This is a genomic window from Azonexus sp. IMCC34839 (assembly GCF_047047955.1).
Taxonomy (GTDB): domain Bacteria; phylum Pseudomonadota; class Gammaproteobacteria; order Burkholderiales; family Rhodocyclaceae; genus Azonexus.
This window is the reverse complement of sequence record NZ_CP150631.1, coordinates 64,454-82,599: the sequence shown is the minus strand read 5'-3', so window position 1 is coordinate 82,599 and position 18,146 is coordinate 64,454. Positions and strand designations below refer to the sequence as shown.

Annotated in this window: 15 protein-coding genes and 1 CRISPR repeat array; of the genes, 12 read left to right on the top strand and 3 right to left on the bottom strand. The window is 51.8% G+C overall.

Features of this window, described 5'->3' with window-relative positions:
* Window positions 1–4: 4 nt before the first annotated feature.
* Complete coding sequence (gene cas1, locus WIF35_RS00510) at window positions 5–928, top strand: type II CRISPR-associated endonuclease Cas1 (RefSeq protein ID WP_412479607.1); 924 nt, start codon at window positions 5–7, stop codon at window positions 926–928.
* Window positions 925–1,254 (top strand): CRISPR-associated endonuclease Cas2, encoded by a 330-nt coding sequence (gene cas2, locus WIF35_RS00505; protein WP_412479606.1) that lies wholly within the window; start codon window positions 925–927, stop codon window positions 1,252–1,254. The genes cas1 and cas2 overlap by 4 nt, the downstream gene beginning before the upstream one ends.
* Before the next feature lie 73 nt (window positions 1,255–1,327).
* Window positions 1,328–3,804: direct repeats of the CRISPR family, unit length 36 nt; unit sequence AGTGTAGCAAATCGGGAATTGAGCTCTGGCTACAAC.
* 51 nt (window positions 3,805–3,855) lie between these two features.
* On the opposite strand, the gene WIF35_RS00500 is transcribed toward cas2, so the two are convergent.
* Window positions 3,856–4,446, bottom strand: coding sequence for an IMPACT family protein (locus tag WIF35_RS00500; protein WP_412479605.1), 591 nt, complete (start codon window positions 4,444–4,446; stop codon window positions 3,856–3,858).
* 145 nt (window positions 4,447–4,591) lie between these two features.
* On the opposite strand from WIF35_RS00500, the gene WIF35_RS00495 reads away from it, so the two are divergent.
* The 9 genes from WIF35_RS00495 (at window position 4,592) to WIF35_RS00455 (ending at window position 14,509) form a co-directional block, all read left to right on the top strand.
* Window positions 4,592–4,993 carry an amine oxidase gene (locus WIF35_RS00495; RefSeq protein WP_412479604.1) on the top strand — a complete coding sequence of 134 codons (402 nt, stop codon included), beginning with the start codon at window positions 4,592–4,594 and terminating at the stop codon, window positions 4,991–4,993.
* A gap of 62 nt (window positions 4,994–5,055) precedes the next feature.
* Window positions 5,056–5,718, top strand: a complete 663-nt coding sequence (locus tag WIF35_RS00490) for an SOS response-associated peptidase (protein WP_412479603.1) — start codon at window positions 5,056–5,058, stop codon at window positions 5,716–5,718.
* Entirely contained in the window at window positions 5,715–6,242 is a 528-nt protein-coding gene (locus WIF35_RS00485) for a thermonuclease family protein (protein ID WP_412479602.1), read from the top strand. The genes WIF35_RS00490 and WIF35_RS00485 overlap by 4 nt, the downstream gene beginning before the upstream one ends.
* A 60-nt stretch (window positions 6,243–6,302) precedes the next feature.
* Window positions 6,303–6,620 carry an integration host factor subunit alpha gene (locus WIF35_RS00480; protein ID WP_412479601.1) on the top strand — a complete coding sequence of 106 codons (318 nt, stop codon included), beginning with the start codon at window positions 6,303–6,305 and terminating at the stop codon, window positions 6,618–6,620.
* Between the two features lie 297 nt (window positions 6,621–6,917).
* Window positions 6,918–7,988 (top strand): competence protein ComEC, encoded by a 1,071-nt coding sequence (locus WIF35_RS00475; protein ID WP_412479600.1) that lies wholly within the window; start codon window positions 6,918–6,920, stop codon window positions 7,986–7,988.
* Between the two features lie 107 nt (window positions 7,989–8,095).
* Entirely contained in the window at window positions 8,096–9,106 is a 1,011-nt protein-coding gene (locus WIF35_RS00470) for a patatin-like phospholipase family protein (protein ID WP_412479599.1), read from the top strand.
* Window positions 9,107–9,133: 27 nt separating this feature from the next.
* Window positions 9,134–11,038, top strand: coding sequence for a hypothetical protein (locus tag WIF35_RS00465; protein WP_412479598.1), 1,905 nt, complete (start codon window positions 9,134–9,136; stop codon window positions 11,036–11,038).
* A 257-nt stretch (window positions 11,039–11,295) separates the two neighbouring features.
* The gene (locus tag WIF35_RS00460; RefSeq protein ID WP_412479597.1) at window positions 11,296–12,618 is read left to right on the top strand and encodes a hypothetical protein; all 1,323 of its coding nucleotides are present in this window, start codon (window positions 11,296–11,298) and stop codon (window positions 12,616–12,618) included.
* Window positions 12,619–12,922: 304 nt separating this feature from the next.
* The gene (locus WIF35_RS00455; RefSeq protein ID WP_412479596.1) at window positions 12,923–14,509 is read left to right on the top strand and encodes a hypothetical protein; all 1,587 of its coding nucleotides are present in this window, start codon (window positions 12,923–12,925) and stop codon (window positions 14,507–14,509) included.
* Window positions 14,510–14,971: 462 nt separating this feature from the next.
* Here WIF35_RS00455 and WIF35_RS00450 read toward each other — a convergent pair whose 3' ends face one another.
* Both WIF35_RS00450 and WIF35_RS00445 read right to left on the bottom strand, forming a co-directional pair.
* A complete protein-coding gene (locus tag WIF35_RS00450; RefSeq protein WP_412479595.1) occupies window positions 14,972–16,357 on the bottom strand; it encodes a hypothetical protein in 1,386 nt (461 codons plus the stop codon).
* A 470-nt stretch (window positions 16,358–16,827) separates the two neighbouring features.
* Window positions 16,828–17,151, bottom strand: coding sequence for a DUF6471 domain-containing protein (locus WIF35_RS00445; protein ID WP_412479594.1), 324 nt, complete (start codon window positions 17,149–17,151; stop codon window positions 16,828–16,830).
* 156 nt (window positions 17,152–17,307) lie between these two features.
* Here WIF35_RS00445 and WIF35_RS00440 point away from each other — a divergent pair, with 156 nt between their 5' ends.
* Window positions 17,308–18,144: a TnsA endonuclease N-terminal domain-containing protein gene (locus WIF35_RS00440; protein ID WP_412479593.1), complete on the top strand. Its 837-nt coding sequence runs from the start codon at window positions 17,308–17,310 to the stop codon at window positions 18,142–18,144.
* Window positions 18,145–18,146: the final 2 nt, after the last annotated feature.

The window sequence follows — 18,146 nt, the reverse complement described above, 5'->3', positions numbered from 1 at the left end:
GTCCATGATTGGCCGCATTCTCGACATTGCGCAGGATAAACGGCACCTGTCCCTCGAACGCGGCTTTTTGGTGGTCCATGCTGACGGTCAGGAGCAAGGACGGGTGGCGCTTGATGACATAGCCGCCGTTATCATTTCGGGGCATGGTATTACCCATTCCTCTAACCTATTGGCCGCACTCGCCGAACGTGCCGTTCCTTTTGTGCTGTGCGGTAACAATCACCACCCGGTCGGAGTGCTTTGGGCTACTGAGGGAAATTACCGGCAATCCGGACGGATGGATGCCCAGCTTACAGCTGGCAAACCGATGCAAAAACGTCTATGGCAACAGGTGGTCCGCAGCAAACTTCACATGCAGGCCACAGTGCTTGAATGTGTCGGCGCACCTTCGGCTCCCTTGTTGCACCTGAGCGAAAAAGTGCGTTCCGGCGACCCTGAGAATATCGAAGCGCAAGGTGCCAGAACCTACTGGACCCTGTTGTTCGGAGAAGAGTTTCGGCGCAATCGTGATGCGCCCGGCATCAATACCCTGCTGAATTACGGCTATACAGTTTTGCGTTCCGCAACTGCACGCGCTGTCATGTCCAGCGGACTGCATCCCGGATTGGGACTGCACCATTGTAATGCCCTGAACGCCATGCGACTTGTTGATGATCTGATGGAACCTTTCCGCCCACTGATTGACCTGCGCGTTCATGCACTCACGAAATCTAACCGCGACATCTTGGATCCGCCGAACAAAAAGGCGCTGGCCGATGTGCTCTATCACGACATCCCGTCAGAGGCCGGCGTTACGCCGGTAATGGCCTCGATTTCCAGACTGACCAACTCACTGGTGCAAGCCTACGAAGGTAGTGGGAAGACTCTCGAATTACCTTGCCACGCTATCGAACCCATGTGGTTACAAGCGCTCGCCAGTTTCGAATGAGCGAACTTTCCGGCTATCGACTGATGTGGATCATGACCCTCTTCGACCTTCCTGTTGGCACGAAGAAAGAGCGTAAGGCAGCAACCGACTTCCGAAAGTTGCTGCTAGATCAGGGATTCGAAATGGCACAGTTCTCTGTTTATATGCGTTTTTGCAGCGGTAAGGAACAGACAGAAACCTATTGCAAGCGCATCAGGGAAGCCTTGCCCGAGGGGGGCAAGGTTGATATCCTGGCCATTACTGACAAGCAGTACGAAAATATCATCAGCTTTTCCGGACACGTCCGTCAAACCCGAAAAAATCCGGACCAATTCACGCTGTTTTAGCCAGAAAAAACATGTTTTATTGCACACAGGCCACGAATAATTCCCATGTAAATCATGGTGTTGTTCGTGGCCTAGTGTAGCAAATCGGGAATTGAGCTCTGGCTACAACTGGGCAAGCGCACCGCTGCACGTTAGGGCAAGTGTAGCAAATCGGGAATTGAGCTCTGGCTACAACGGAAAGGGGCAAGTCAAGCTGCGCGTCGTGAGTGTAGCAAATCGGGAATTGAGCTCTGGCTACAACAGGATAACGACAGGGCCGTTTTGCAGAGATAGTGTAGCAAATCGGGAATTGAGCTCTGGCTACAACATACACGAACAGGCAAACATTCCGGCCATCAGTGTAGCAAATCGGGAATTGAGCTCTGGCTACAACTGCAGATCGACGTGGCCACCGGCCGCATCGAGTGTAGCAAATCGGGAATTGAGCTCTGGCTACAACTGCGCGCTTGTCGCGTCGGCAATGGTCAACAGTGTAGCAAATCGGGAATTGAGCTCTGGCTACAACTCAATCAACAAGGAACCGACGCCGGGCTGTAGTGTAGCAAATCGGGAATTGAGCTCTGGCTACAACTATCCAGCATTTGCATGGGTATCGCAACGGAGTGTAGCAAATCGGGAATTGAGCTCTGGCTACAACTCGGCTTGCTGTAGGTAGTAATCGCGGTATAGTGTAGCAAATCGGGAATTGAGCTCTGGCTACAACTGACGTCGACAAAGCCCACGGGGGACAGGCAGTGTAGCAAATCGGGAATTGAGCTCTGGCTACAACAGTAGTTCTAGCTTCTCTTGCTGGAGTTGTAGTGTAGCAAATCGGGAATTGAGCTCTGGCTACAACGGCATCCACAAGGTCGCCGACATCAAGCTGAGTGTAGCAAATCGGGAATTGAGCTCTGGCTACAACGATGGCTCGATCACTAACGGCGCGAGCACGAGTGTAGCAAATCGGGAATTGAGCTCTGGCTACAACTGCGCTGGACCAACAAGGCGAAGCGCCGGGAGTGTAGCAAATCGGGAATTGAGCTCTGGCTACAACCGATTACGATTACGAGGCAATCGGTTTGCAGTGTAGCAAATCGGGAATTGAGCTCTGGCTACAACCATTCCTTGATGCGGTCGCCACCGTTATTGAGTGTAGCAAATCGGGAATTGAGCTCTGGCTACAACGGATCGAGCTTCCAGAACAGGGCGATTTCGAGTGTAGCAAATCGGGAATTGAGCTCTGGCTACAACCCAATGTGGCCAATGCCACCAATCAGGCGGAGTGTAGCAAATCGGGAATTGAGCTCTGGCTACAACGCGTTGGGTCGTCAGACATCAAGCGCGCCGAGTGTAGCAAATCGGGAATTGAGCTCTGGCTACAACAAGGCCAATCAGGAAACCGTCATGTCCTCCAGTGTAGCAAATCGGGAATTGAGCTCTGGCTACAACTGTCGGCGTGGCCCATGAAGCGTTTGATTTAGTGTAGCAAATCGGGAATTGAGCTCTGGCTACAACACAGTGGTCGATCTTGTGCTGGCGATCGCGAGTGTAGCAAATCGGGAATTGAGCTCTGGCTACAACCATCGGTCACTTGCGAACGATTCGACCACAAGTGTAGCAAATCGGGAATTGAGCTCTGGCTACAACGGAGCCTTGCTTCTGTGCCGACGGGGCCGGAGTGTAGCAAATCGGGAATTGAGCTCTGGCTACAACTACAATTGCGACAAGTAGACGCCCGCAGCAAGTGTAGCAAATCGGGAATTGAGCTCTGGCTACAACCGAGGGGCTGGGCGATGCCGACGGCCTTGAAGTGTAGCAAATCGGGAATTGAGCTCTGGCTACAACTGGAAAATGTTTTTGTACCGTGCTTGTAGCAGTGTAGCAAATCGGGAATTGAGCTCTGGCTACAACGTGCACGGCTATTACGAGGCATTTTTCGCGAGTGTAGCAAATCGGGAATTGAGCTCTGGCTACAACACAGTGCTTACAGACGCGCGCATCGCGCAGAGTGTAGCAAATCGGGAATTGAGCTCTGGCTACAACAAGCACGAAACAACGCGCTCATGTCTGCCGAGTGTAGCAAATCGGGAATTGAGCTCTGGCTACAACTGATACCGCAAAGCGCAACGTAGAACGCGGAGTGTAGCAAATCGGGAATTGAGCTCTGGCTACAACTCGGCGGGTGAGGGCGTCACAAAACTTGCGAGTGTAGCAAATCGGGAATTGAGCTCTGGCTACAACGTGGTTTAGCAGCATGCGCATGGGGCCAAAAGTGTAGCAAATCGGGAATTGAGCTCTGGCTACAACGCGCAGTTGCAGATCAAGACGCTGAGAGATAGTGTAGCAAATCGGGAATTGAGCTCTGGCTACAACTCATCCGCTCACCAGGTGACTGCTTCGCCTAGTGTAGCAAATCGGGAATTGAGCTCTGGCTACAACCGCGATTTGCAGATCAAGACGCTGAGAGAGAGTGTAGCAAATCGGGAATTGAGCTCTGGCTACAACAATGAAGGGCGCTATGAGGTTCCGACGCTCAGTGTAGCAAATCGGGAATTGAGCTCTGGCTACAACTTGAAAGCCCCGCTCTCCCCCGGCGGGGCTTTCGCCTTTATGGGGCTTGGATTAAACGTTCTCTAGCCAGGAAATTCGGCCTTGGCCAGCTTCGTTGAGATGAGCCACCAGGGCATCGGCGGCTGTATCCGCTAAGCTGAAGGCAAACGTTACCAAGTCACCGTGCTGGACGCTGAGCAAAGCGCCACCTGCATTCTCTATCTCTCGCCGCAGCAGCCCTTCCAACGCGTAGGGCACAGCACAGTGCATCGTTCTGACTTTGACGATGGGAACCTTGGTCGCGCTCTTCAGCGCCTGCGCCACACAATCGGTGTACGCGCGAACCAGTCCACCGGCCCCCAACTGGATACCGCCGTAGTAGCGAACCACGGTGGCCAGTACGCCTTCCAGGTCCTGATGGCGGAGTACCTCGAGCATGGGCTTCCCGGCGGTCCCACTGGGCTCACCATCGTCGACCGCAGCAGAATGGCCGCCGGCCATCAAGGCCCAACAGACGTGTGCTGCACCGGGGTGCTGTTCTCTCAGGCTGGCAACAATGGCTTGGGCGCTGGCCCGGTCAGGTACTGGCTGGACGCAACCGAGGAAGCGGCTTTTCTTGATGAGCAGTTCGCTCTCGACGGGGGATGAAATGCTTTGGGGCATAGGCCCGTAGGGTAAATCAGTCCCGGGGCATTCGCCAGGCAACAGCTGGAAACCCTTCTGTCACGTGTCGATACACAGCATTACCTTTCACATGACATCCCCTGAGTAACCCGCCGCGTTATTCGGCACAAGGCGCTGCAAAAAGATGTCAGCACCGATCACCGAACAAACCACCTTTCCACTCAGGAGATTCAAAATGCAAGCTTCCAAAATCATCGTTGCTCTGACTGTTGCTGCTGGCTTTGCTTCCGCTTCCTTGGCACAAGGTTCCGCTGCCGCCCCTGCTGCTGCGCCGGCTGCCAAGGTGACAGCACCGGCTCCGGCAGCTGCGGAGAAGAAGGTCGAAGCGCCGAAGGCTGCTGAACCGGCCAAGGTTGAAGCTGCGAAGACGGAAGCCCCCAAGACTGATGCAGGCAAGCCGGTTGAAAAGCAAGCCAAGGCCAAAGGTCACGAGCAGAAGTCTGAAAAGCACGAGAAGCATGAGAAGGCGGAAGTGAAGGCAGAAGCCAAGCCTGCAACTACCCCGGCTCCCGCCGCAACCAAGTAAGTCGGTCGCTTCCCCGAAACCCCTCGGCGTCCAAACCCGAGGGGTTTTGCTATTCTGGGGACATGTGCTCCCACTACGACCCGCAAACTGACCCTGCTCGGCTTCGCACCTATTTTGGTGTCGAGGACCTTCCTTTGGGTCTGAAAGACAGCCTTTGGCCGGGCTACCACGGCCCATTTGTTCGCAAGCACGAGTTCGCCGATGTTGGTGATGAAGCTGTCCCATTCCGTGAGCTGCTGGTCGGCTCCTTTGGCCTCATTCCCCATTGGTCAAAAGACGCCACCATCGCCCGACGGACATACAACGCCCGCTCGGAAACTGTTCACGAGAAACCCAGCTATCGAGACGCATGGCGTCTAGCCCGTCATTGCATCATTCCTGCTGAGGCTATCTACGAACCTGATTGGCGCTCCGGTAAAGCAGTACCAACCCGCATCACACGGGCGGATGGCAAGCCAATGGGTATCGCTGGCCTGTGGTCTGTATGGAAGGCTCCAACCAGCGATGTAACCCATAGCTTTACGATGCTGACTATCAACGCTGACGACCATCCTTTCATGCGCCAGTACCATAAGCCTGACGACGAAAAGCGGATGGTCGTTATCTTGAATGAAGGTGACTATGACGCCTGGCTAGCTGCACCTGCGACCGCCAGTAGAGAGTTCCTTCGGCAGTTTCCCGCGGACAATATGGCAGGCGAGCAGCCGCAGCAGTCGCTCCTATGAAACATAGACTCTTCGCAACAATTTTGCTGGCAGCGCATCTCACTGATGCTTCCGCCTCGAGTGGACTACATGAGTCATTCGAGGTCACTGGAAGCGTCATTAAGAATCACGATGGTGACACCATCACATTGCTAACAGCAGAACGAGGAGTCATTAATGTTCGGCTATCAGGCGCCGACACACCGGAAACGGGGCAAGCTTACTGGCGTGTAGCCCGTGATGCACTACATCGCCAGATTGCCGACAGGCGGATGATGGTTAGGTGTTACAAGCAAGACTGGAGAAAACGGGAGGTGTGTCACGCCTTAGTGGATGGCAAAGACCCTGCCCTTGCTCTCGTGGAGCAAGGCTTGGCGTGGTACGCGTTTATGTTTGCCGACGAACTAACTCCCGAGATGAGAGTTGCTTACGAAGCAGCAGAGGCTGGGGCCAGGCAAGGACGAATTGGTCTTTGGCAAGAACCCGATCCTATGCCCCCCTGGGAGTGCAGGAAGCTCAGGAAGGCCCACCAGAAGTGTCGGTAATGGAACTGCTCTTAATGTTTCTCGACTAAGATCGAGTCCGCCTGATAATGTCCTTTAATCATGACCCTAACCAAAACCCACCTCGCCGAAAACCTCTACGAGCAAGTGGGGTTGAATAATCGCGAAGCGAAGGAAATGGTCGAGGCGTTCTTCAAGGAAATCTCCGACACCCTAGAGCGCGGAGAGGAAGTAAAACTGGCCGGTTTCGGCGTATTTAACATGCGCGACAAGCGTGAACGCCCTGGTCGCAACCCAAAGACCGGCGAGGAAATTCCGATTACTGCCCGCCGAGTCGTGACCTTCCATGCCAGCAGTTGCCTGAAAGACGCAGTGGACTCCAGTCCTCATTTGGCGCTATGTGAATCAAAAGCGGCCTAATGTTGTAGGCAAGGGGCCTGCGCGGCGGTTTATCGCGCAGCGTACAGCGACCAAAGGAGTGGCCTTGACTGGGGTTAGAACGATTCATCCCAGTATTGATTCCCACATTCAATTCGATGGATACAAATCTGGGGTTGCAATTATGCTTAGCCCATTGCAAGATGATAAAAGCATATACATCTTATACGTTCGCCGTTCCCGAAGAGAAAAGCATGAGAGCGTCCTAAGTTCGAGGGGCACCTTGGCTGACTGATTTGGGGTGTTATGCCCGTGTGAACAGTACACATGAGGTGAAGCATGGCCGAGTTCGTTGAAATTGACTTTCTTGCTGTCGAAACCGCCAAAAGCGGGGACGCGATCACTATTCGCTACTCGGATAACGAAACCACAACAATACATGTTGTGGATGGTGGCTTTCTCGATACTGGCGACAAACTTGTCGAGCACTTAAAGACCAGATATCAAACGACTCATGTGAATCATGTTGTGCTTACCCACACCGACCAAGATCATGTCAATGGTCTTCGAAAAGTCTTGGAGCAGTGCTCTGTGGGTTATCTCTGGATGAATCGCCCATGGCTGTATGCCGAAGAACTTATTGATCGATTTTCAACTTACAACTCTGTAGATGCTCTTCGTCGAAGGCTACGTACAGTCTATGAAGCCGCGGCATCTCTCGAAGCACTGGCACAGGAAAAAGGAATTCCCATATGCACGCCCTTGCAAGGTGCCGCAATTGGCAACTTTGAAGTGCTTGCCCCATCAAAGTCCCGATATCTTGACCTCATTGTTGCCTCCGAAAAGACCCCTTCGGCTGTTGATGAGGCAAAGGGTCTCAGACTCGAGGAGCTTTTCGCAAAAGCATTAAAGAGCGTTGTAAATCTGGTCAAAGCAGCATGGGCTCACGAGTATTTCCCGAGCGAAGGGACAAGTTCTGAGAACGAGATGAGCGTTGTCCAATATGCCAACATTTGCGGGAAGAATATCCTGTTAACAGGAGATGCCGGACGCGACGGACTTAGAGAGGCGGCTTCATTTGCGCTCCAAGCTGGAATACCGTTACCAGGACTTTGGATGTTTCAAGTTCCTCATCATGGTGGCCGCCACAATGTCGACACCGAAGTCTTGGATACATGGTTAGGAGAAAGGTTAGCGAGTCCCTCAACCTCGTATTTGTTCAATGCAATGTGTAGCTCGGCAAAAGCCGATGAGCATCACCCAAAGAACTCAGTGATCAGGGCAATACATCACAGGGGCGGGCACTTTGCCTCAACTGAAGGCCAAGACATCTGTCTTTCGTATGGAATTGAGCGAGGTTGGACGCCTCTCCCCCAGTGGCCCTACCCCGAAGAACACGAAGAGGATTGACGCCCCCGTTACGATGATTAAATGAAAACCAAGCCTCCCTTGTTGCTTGGCGCATCCTGAGATCACGAGAATTCATCTGCAACCTGTCTAAGTTGATAGGAGGGATTATGAGCATAGTTATCGATGGTCAAACGAAACGCATCGGTCTTGCACTGTCCGGTGGTGGGTTCCGCGCAGCTGCATTTCACCTGGGCGTGATCCGCACTTTGGCGTCATTGAGTCTTCTCGACAAGATTGACGTCATTTCTTGCGTGAGCGGCGGAAGCATCGCTGGTGCCTTTTTCGCATGCAACTGGGGATCGCCAACAGCCCCTGAAAAATTTGAGTCCTACCTTAAAACACGATCAATTGCTGTCTCCAGTGCTCTAGGAGGAATGCTTGACCCGTTCGAGTCACGGCTCGATAAGCTAGCCGAAAGCTATGACCGTGACCTATATCTTGGGGCAACACTTAGTGCACTTACAAAAGCCCCCCGTCTTTACCTTAACGCAACTAATCTAGCAACCGGCAATCTCTTCTTTTTCGTGGCAGGTGGAAGTAAGGCTGCCGAAATGGGCGAACATGAACTCGGTGTCGTCGCGGCACCAGATTTTCCTATCTGTAAAGCAGTGGCAGCGTCATCAGCTTTTCCCCCCGTATTTCCTCCGCTTCGATTAGATACAACACTGTACGCGCCTGCGGAAAACGTTGAGTACGTCACCCTGGCCGATGGAGGCGTATACGACAATATGGGAATCTCCCCTCTGCTGCGTACTCGGAACGAACTCGACTACATCATCGTCAGCGATGGTGGAAAACCGTTTGCGAACGACGAGCGACCGACCACATCTGGTGCCATCGTCCTCAAGGAAGGACTAGATATCATGATGGAGCAGATTCGAGGGCTCGAATTCGACCGAATAGAGCACCGCTACAAGGCTGGCGTTGGACCGAAGCCGCTCTGGTTTTCAATTGACAGCACCGAGGGAGAACAAGTACCTGGTGATGCTGCCTTCGCCTCAGCAATATCAACGAATCTCAAACGTCTAAGCGATGCTGAAATGAACGTCCTCATGCGACATGGTGGGGCTCTTCTGGAGGCTCGAATTAATCGGTATGCACGCGAACTGAGACCCTGACTGAGTAGCCGGCAAGGAGACTAAAACATGAGAAGACAAAAGGGTGCAGTACCGGCACCTTCATCGCGGCGCCTGCGCGGCTATGCCTTCGACCCTAGCCTCTCCTTGAGGCTTGATACCGCCCTCATCAATCAAGCTGTATATGCGGTTGAATGGGAGCCAAATTTGGCACCTGGCCCAGTGGGCGAATATCTCGAAATCGTTGACTTCGACCCTGCAAGCGGTTGCTGGTATGAACCTGTTGACCTTAACGCAAAGGAAATCCTCGCTCAGGATGGTTTAGCTCCCTCAGAAGGAACACCTCAATTTCACCAGCAAATGACCTACGCCGTCGCCATGACGACGATTCGGAATTTTGAGTTTGCGCTAGGCCGCCGTGTTTACTGGGCGCATGTCTACGATGAAACAAGGCCCTCTGGTGACCGTGATGTCTACGTTCAGCGCCTGCGAATCTACCCCCACGCCCTCCGCGGAGCTAACGCTTACTACAGCCCAAACAAAAAGGCCCTGCTCTTTGGCTACTTTCGCAGCCCAACCGGGATGGTCTTCACTTGCCTTTCGCATGACATCATTGCTCACGAAACGACCCATGCCCTACTTGATGGTCTTCATCGGCGCTATGTGGAAGACAACCATGTCGACGCGCTTGCTTTCCACGAGGCATTTGCCGATCTCGTCGCACTCTTTCAACACTTTACTTTCCCGGAAGTTCTACGCCACCAGATTGCCAGGACGAGAGGCGATCTTTCTGCACAGTCACTCCTTGGCGAACTAGCACAGCAGTTTGGAGAAGCAACCGGACGATATGGAGCACTTCGCAACGCCATAGGTGAACATGATGCTGCCGGTCATTGGCATCCTGTTACACCCAACCCAGCAAAACTTACCGAGGCGACAGAGCCTCACGCGCGCGGAGCAATTCTGGTCGCAGCGGTGTTCCGTGCCTTCCTAGCAATATATAAGGCGCGCGTCGCCGACCTAATGCGGCTCGCAACATCCGGGACAGGTGTTTTGCCACTCGGAGCTATACATCCCGATCTCATTGACCGACTTGCGAACGAGGCCAGCAAGACGGCTAAACACTTTTTGACGATGTGCATCCGAGCACTCGACTACTGCCCTCCTATAGACATCACCTTCGGTGACTATCTTCGTGCCATGATCACAGCCGACTTTGACATGGTACCGGCCGACGAACACGGCTATCGGGTTGCCTTGATCGAGTCCTTTAGACAGTGGGGCATTGTTCCGGAAGGAGTTCGCACGCTCTCCGAAGAACACCTCTGCTGGTCAGCCCCCAATACAGAAGAGCTCACTGCATTCCAAGAAGTCGCCGAGCGGCTTCGACCCCTAGTGTCGGAAAGCCTTTATTTCGAGAATCGCGAGCACTCCTTCCATGCATTCCGGAAAGCACAGGAACGCACTCATGAACTACTCGCAGAGATGCTTTCAGGAAGCCGAGAAGCTCAACAACGTAAACAATTCGAAGCTGTAACCGGACTCAACATCACGGACATTGACGCGCTGGAGGGTCTTCGAAGTAGTCAGCGAGGAAAACCCACTTTCGAGGTCCACTCGATTCGGCCAGCACTTCGCGTAACTCCAAATGGGAGAATCATGAAACAAATGATTGTTTCCCTAATCCAGCGACGCCGCGTGGCAATTGACCCGGATAACCCGGCTCAAGGAAAGTTCGACTTCAGAGCCGGCAGCACACTCATTTTTGATCTCGAAGGCCTCAGTCTCCGCTATGCGATTACCCGTCGTATCGATGATTTTGAGCGCTTGGAGCGAATTCGTGCATATCGCAAGTCACAGTCTGCCGACCGTCTTTCGTTAAGGGAGACTTATTTCGGAAGTAGCCCAACCGAAAATGGAAATGGTTCATCTGAATCCAAAGAACCGTTTTGTCTCCTTCATGCGGACAACTAATCAGCGAAGGAGTGAAGATGCCAAGCAATAACGCAAATTCCGCGACAAAACCCTCCAGGTCAAAACCGCCCAAAGCCTCTGTCCCAAAGGGGGCCACAGTTGAGAACACAACTACCCATCCCGCAACAGTTCGCATGTATTGCCAGGGACTCGGGGACTGCTTTCTCATTCGCTTCACTGATACAAAGACGAGTGAGCCATACAACGTGCTCATTGATTGTGGCGTCATCGGTGTAGCCAAGAATCCGAAACCGCTGATGGAACAGGTTGCCCGAAGCATCAAAGATGCTTGCAACGGCCATATACATCTGGCCATCGTCACCCATGAGCACTGGGATCACGTCTCGGGATTTTCGGAACATCAGGCACGGGCTGTCTTCGACGAAATCCAGATTGACCAAGTGTGGTATGCATGGACGGAGGACCCTAGCCCCCGCAACAAACTCGGCAACAAGCTCCGCCACGAGCGAGAAGCAAAGGTCCGAACCCTCCGTCAGGCGGCGATAGCATTAAATGGCATGGCGAGCCCCTTGGCTGTGGACCGCGCCCAGCGCATTAACACTCTTCTCTCTTTTTTCGGCTTCGACAGCAGCGAAGATATAGCTAAGGACCTGTCGGCCAACGCCGAAGAGAGCATTGGGAAGACGCGCTCTGCCTTCGATTATTTGAGCAAGCGGAGTGGCGTTAGCGTACGTTATTGCCGGCCAACAGATGATCCTGTAATGCTTGCTGGCGGCAACGTCCGGGCATATGTCCTCGGCCCACCTGAAGACGAAGATCTCATCAAGCGAAGCGCCCCCTCCAAAGCTGGTCGAGAGGTATATGAAGTTAGTTCCGAACTTTTCATGGATCAACAACTTGAAACGGCATTTGAGCGGCTATCCGGTACTGTAGCGAATGACAGAGAGAACTGTCCGTTTGAGACGGCGTTTCAGATAGATATCGCCTCGTCCACACTGATGTCGCCGGAATTACTGGCATTGAAGACAGCCACATGGGATCAGGAGCCTTGGCGCCAAATTGACTCCGACTGGACTGCAATAGCTGAATCGCTCGCGCTGAATTTAGATCAACATACCAACAATACGTGCCTCGTGATTGCTTTTGAACTCGTTGCAACCGGTCAGGTATTGTTGTTCGCGGCAGACGCTCAGGTTGGAAACTGGCTGTCTTGGCAGGATGTCAAATGGACGCTGAAGTCTGACCCTACTATGAGAGAACAGGAAATTTCAGGCCCTGACCTGCTTGCTCGAACCGTGTTCTACAAAGTTGGCCATCATGGCAGCCACAACGCAACTCTCCGAGCGGCCGGACTTGAACAAATGACCAGCAAGGATTTGATTGCATTCGTACCGGTCGACAAATCACAGGCCGAAAAAAATCGCTGGCACGAGATGCCATTCGAGCCGCTCATGAACCGCTTAAGGGAAAAAACTGCCGGAAGAGTCGTTAGATCAGACGCGACAGTTGAGCCAGACTTAGCAAATGACTTATCGGATACAGAAAAACGGAAGTTTCTCGAGCGCCTGTATAGAAGCCAAGTTGAAAATGCCCCTTATTGGGAAATTCAAATTCCGTAATAAGTCACAAACCATTCTGCTAGCCTAGCCGAGGAGACGTCAGGTGGTGGCCAGCAAGGCACGGGCTCGGGTGCGGATTCAGCTTCCAACAGGAAGCCAATGATCTCTTCTTCGTTGAAACACTTTTTTGTGCTCAATCTCCTAATCGTGAAATATTGGGCTCTAGAATCAGGCGCTACTCAATTCCCGGGGGGACGTCGATAGAGTCTTAGAACTCAGGGTGTTGAAACGAATCTGGATTTTGATACCTAGAAAAAAGTGGTCATGCCTTTAGGATGGCGGCAAATTCTCTCCAAGGAAAAACATGCTGCCAACTACTAATCAACTTCCGACGCTGGGCTACGTGCACAAGGTCGTATGCGATTGCCTAGGGCTATGGAACAGCGACAACGAAGACGTCACCTTCCACGTAGCCGCCACCGAGAAAGATCAGCGCGCAGCATTGCGGCAGGCTTTCGAGGCCATTAAAAAAGAGGATGGAGGGTATGGAACTCTTGAGGAGCTAATCTCAGTAACAACCCAGTTTGCTCCAAAGGAAACGCAGGAAGTCAAAAAAAGCAGAACGATCCAATCCTACGTCAATCACCTATCCAAAACCGACTTTGAATCGGTCGATGAGTATCGCGAACTACATCAATACATCACCGTTCTGCTCTCTGAGCGTTATTCCCGCTGGGGCATAGCCGAACTGGCGGTGAACTTTTATATATCAGCACTTGCACACTATCGAGAGTTTGTAAGAGAGTTTGCTTGCAATACGCAAAGTCAGAAGCACAGCTATCAGTATTTTGTCAGTCAAGACCTTCGCTTATTGACGAACGTTTTAACCCGCGAGTTATTACCAGATGACACCTGGCCAGATAGCGTGCGGGATGAGCCATGGCCTATGAGAGGGTTCGCTGACATCGCCAGCCAAATAACCGGCATCTCGCTGCATAAGCTTCATCAGTACCACCAGTTTCAACTAGAGGGCTCGCTCAACGAGCAAGCTTGGACCCGTGACTTCACGTCACAGCAGGTTAATACTCGATCCAAACAAGTGATCGACCGACTTCGTAAGCACAACCGGATGAAGTGGGAAACTTTTTATCCAACACTTCAACCGCTGACTTACCACCTTCCGAAGGCTATCTCTGAAAAGGCATTCGCGATTCATGCGTTTGCAGCCATGATCGCCCATAACCTCAAAGCAAATGTTGCTGCTTGCGGGCCATTCGAGCCTTCGGCACCAGACAGTTTTACGCACTCCCAGATCGAGAACAGTCATTCAATACCCAGCAGCAACTTGCTTGAACTGCTATTCAACGACTACCCCATCGGCGATGAAGTATTCGTCCAACAGGCGCCGAACCGCTATCAAGCACTGCTCGACAGAATCAGGAGCTTACCTGGCTCACTGAAGTTGGCTGCAAACCTCCCGGGCTGCTTGGACTTGGTTTACAAGCTTGAACATAAGCAGTTCATTGACGGTGCGTGGCACGCATCAATAGAAAACAGTCCTAACTGGCTCAACGAATGGATTCAAGCCAGAGTGGCCTTGCTCGCCGGTGATGTTCAGCTAGCGCTTACGCACTTTAAACAAGCACTCGAACAGGCAATGTACGTGGCAGGGCCATTATTCATCCCCTTCTACATCCAGGTATGTGCGTTCTGCAAATCGCAATACCGACTGCAATCAGCGCGAAATGAAGAGGAAATATTCGAGCGGTTTTATGAAAGTCTGGGAAGCAGTGCGGCGAACTACGCACAACTAATTGGCTACACAACACAGCACCCGCGCGACCCCAAGACTCTAATGCCGCGACCAACGCTACCTTTGAAATTTCGCTTGATTATCAAAGAAACCGATGCTCTGGCGAAAATCTGGCTTGAATCACCCCAGCTTTCCTGAATGTGTTTGTTGTAGCCAAACACTTCTAATTGCGTCACTAAGCCGGAGAGTGATGCAACCCATTGTGATCCGGCAAGGAGATATTAAATGAGCAAAGGTAACGGTAGTAGAAGTGGCTCCCAAGGCAGTGCTGGCAAAGGTGGCGGCGGGCGCGGCCAAGGGAATGGCGGTGGATGGCCGAGTGGCACGGGGCAACCATCCGGCGGTGGGCGAAGTAATGCCCCGGCTGGCGGCGGCAAAAAGTAGGCTTTAGACTGTTTAACCAAACAATTCCGTCGATTGGGACCGCCCACAAGCAGCGCTTGTGGGTTCCCCTCACGACTTCGTCCCTATAGCTGCACCTCACTTCAATAGGTGAGACGGTCCAACCATGGGTCTAATGCCGCCGCGGCCCCAAAATTCTCTGTTCAGCCGCCAAGGATGATTTTCAGTTGTTATTAGCTTGTAGAACTTCAGCCAAATTCACGCAGGGAACGTACATACCTCATGGAAACCTAGCTCGGTATGTTCCGTTACTAATATAGGATAACTGTAGGTTGACATAATCTGGGTCAGCACAGACGTCTTGGGGTGGCCATAGTTGTTTGATTTCCCGTATGAGATTACGGAATTCAAGCATTCCACATGATTAAGCCCCACATTGTAGTAACTCGGCCCCGTACTGGGCGCTGCCCCGTGATGTGGGATCAGAACAGTGACAATCTGGGGAAGTTCGTACTGGAAATGTTGCTGGAAGTCATTCCAAACAGCGGATTCACCAAGAGGCGCATCGCCAGTGCCAATCCAACCACCCGTTACCTCATAACCAAAATAAAAACTCCGCCAGTTGCAGTCGCAGGTGTTCCACAACAGTTGGCGATATCCAAATTCCCCCGTAAATCCTGGCCCTGAATACATTCCCAGCGAAAGAAAATTAGCGAGGCCAAGCGCTTCAGGTTCATCTTCCCAAGTTGGATTGAGTTCCTTGATGGCTTCGTGATACGCATCGAGCGCTTTGTCACGATTTGATTTCTGAATTAATGATTTACTAGTGCCCTTTGGTTTCTTCGGTTGCTTGAAATTGAGCCAGCCAACAATGTCTTTAACGCCGTTGACTTGATCATCCAGTGCCGCAACGGGAAAACCAATGTTTGTAAGTTTTTCTTTAACCAGTTCGGTCAAATTTGTATCTTGCCCCCGATTCCAGAACCTTAGTTTCCACAAACAAGGAAACGCTCCGCCAGTGACCTTAAGGCTAATCAAATCGGAAATTGTTTGCCCTAATTCGGCACCATCAGCGAAAGAGGCTAGCTTTAAACGGTCAGGTGAGGTACTTGGACCTTCCCGCGAAATTTCTGCGGGTTCATTGGGAAAATCATTCAGGATATCAGGAACAAAATTGTTGCGGTCTCGTGGGCCCGTTTGAACCATAGTAGCGGGCCTTCCCAAGAAGCGACCACCACCATTCGCAAGACTGTGTAGTTGTTGGACGAAGTCTTGAGTGATGCTGTTCGCTTGACTGGCAATGACCAGAGCGAGCTGCTTCGGGGTCAAATACGGAAGCATGATGCGATCTACTTCGAACTTATTGACCAAATCGATTGCACCGTTCATGTGATCTTTGTCGAAGTGAGATAGTACAAGCAGATCAATCACAGCTTTTTTTGGATTACCCACTCGAGGTTCAAGCCCAAGGCGTTTAATGCTTCGCGTTAGTTCCTTGGTCCGAGCCCCACCAGCAAGAGCACCGCAATCGTAGACATAGTCAAAGCGGTGCCGCCTTCCAGAGGCCTCAACAACTTCCACCGATGCAGAATGAAAAGAACCTTGGCCAACACCATGTTGTATGCGTGAGTGGATGACTTTCACTTGTTTTACGCCCCCTAAGTTTTAACCCCGATGCATGCTCAAAACCAATTTAACGATTGGACTAAATGCCATCTACAGACACAAAGTTGGCAGGTGAGCAAATGCAGAAATCATATGCCAATTTCTTCTATTCAGGCCTCCTAAACGTTGCCTTGAGGCTCACAAGCATTCATAGGGAGCGAAGCGCTCTTCCCTGTGACGTATTGCTAACTTCGAAAGATTTAGTTAATGTTTTTCCAGCTCTGAATGAGCCCGAACTGGACATAAACCGCTATAGCATGCCGTTTTTGGCAGGGACTCTTTTTAGTGAACGGACTAAAAAGGGGCTTTTATGTGGTTTTCATCGGATTTCCATCTCTTCCTGAGATGTCGTTCTGCTCATGCTGCGGCAAGCTTTCCGACCAAAATTTTTTCGGTTGAAAATGGAATTTGGCCCAGCCCCAATCTCAAGAACCAGGTACTTGCTGGTGTCAGCTCTTACTGCCCACGGGTTCCCCAGAGAAGAGCACACCATCCACTTTTTGCGTCGGTGTCATTGCAACTTGTTGGACACCCAGCACACGCATTACCTGCAAGAAGAAAACGAAAGAAAAGCTTCCGCGCGAAACTTTATTCGCGATTGATCGGGTTGTTTCCTGGAAGCCTTGCGCCTGCAACAGTTGAGCTAATCGATCATAGGTCACCGCTCTGCGCTCTAGCTCAGCGCGCAGTATCGCTTTCGCTTCGTGACTCCAGTAAGCATCGTCACTCACACTTAATTTCCCCCTTAATTTTTTCGAGAAATTATCCGCCATTGAGAGATTTTTGTCTCATATATGGGACTTTCGTAATAATTGCGTCAAAACACCCTCCTGAAGATTTCTATACCCCTCCACTTCCACATTCTGTGAGAGCAATTTGGGGCAATGCAGCTTGCTCGCATTCAACGCATAGCGTCGTTAGGAGTCAGCATGACTAGAAACATCAAATGGACCGAAGAGAGAATCAGTGAGTTCGAGCTTGAGGGGCGCGGGAAGGGTGCGGGTCCTGAGTACAAGCCATGGATTCAAATTAACGACTTTTCATCTCGCGGTTTCAGTCGCCGCATCTTCAGCCGAAAAACAAATCGGGTCCATCAACTTCTATCTGAAGTCGAGTATCAATTGTTTTTGCTGCTCGAGTTTTCCCCTAGCGTAGTAGACATTCGCGAACAGTATCCCTTGAATCGAGAGCAGACCCTCTCGCTAGCAACTCAACATGGGATTCGACACCCGACATATCGCGGGACTTACACGCCAGCAGTGATGACCTGCGACTTCCTGGTCATTCTTGAAAAAAACGGTCAACGCCTAGCGCACGCTTTCAACTGCAAGCGTGCAGAAGGTGTGCAAGAAGCACGCAACATTGAAAAGCTGGAGCTAGAAAGAATCTACTTCAAACAGCGAGATGTTCCACACCATCTTGTCTTCGATATAGACCTGCCGAAGCAAAAAATTAGGAATTTAATTTGGTGTCGGGGAGCATCAATTTGCAGCGAAGACGGTTACGACCCTTCGCTCGCATTCGATGAATATCGCCAGCATCTCATCAACGACCTATCACGTGAACCGACCGGTTGCCTGGCCGAGTTTTGTGCTCGCTATGACAGATTACTCGGCGCTGAAACTGGCACCGGTCTAAGTGTCGTACGCGCCATGCTCTGGCGCCATGAGTTAGAAACAGACTTGAGCATGCCAGACCTCGCCGCCCAGCCGATACAAATGTTTAGACCAGCATCTGGGTGCAATCAACAACCAATGCGAGGTTGAAA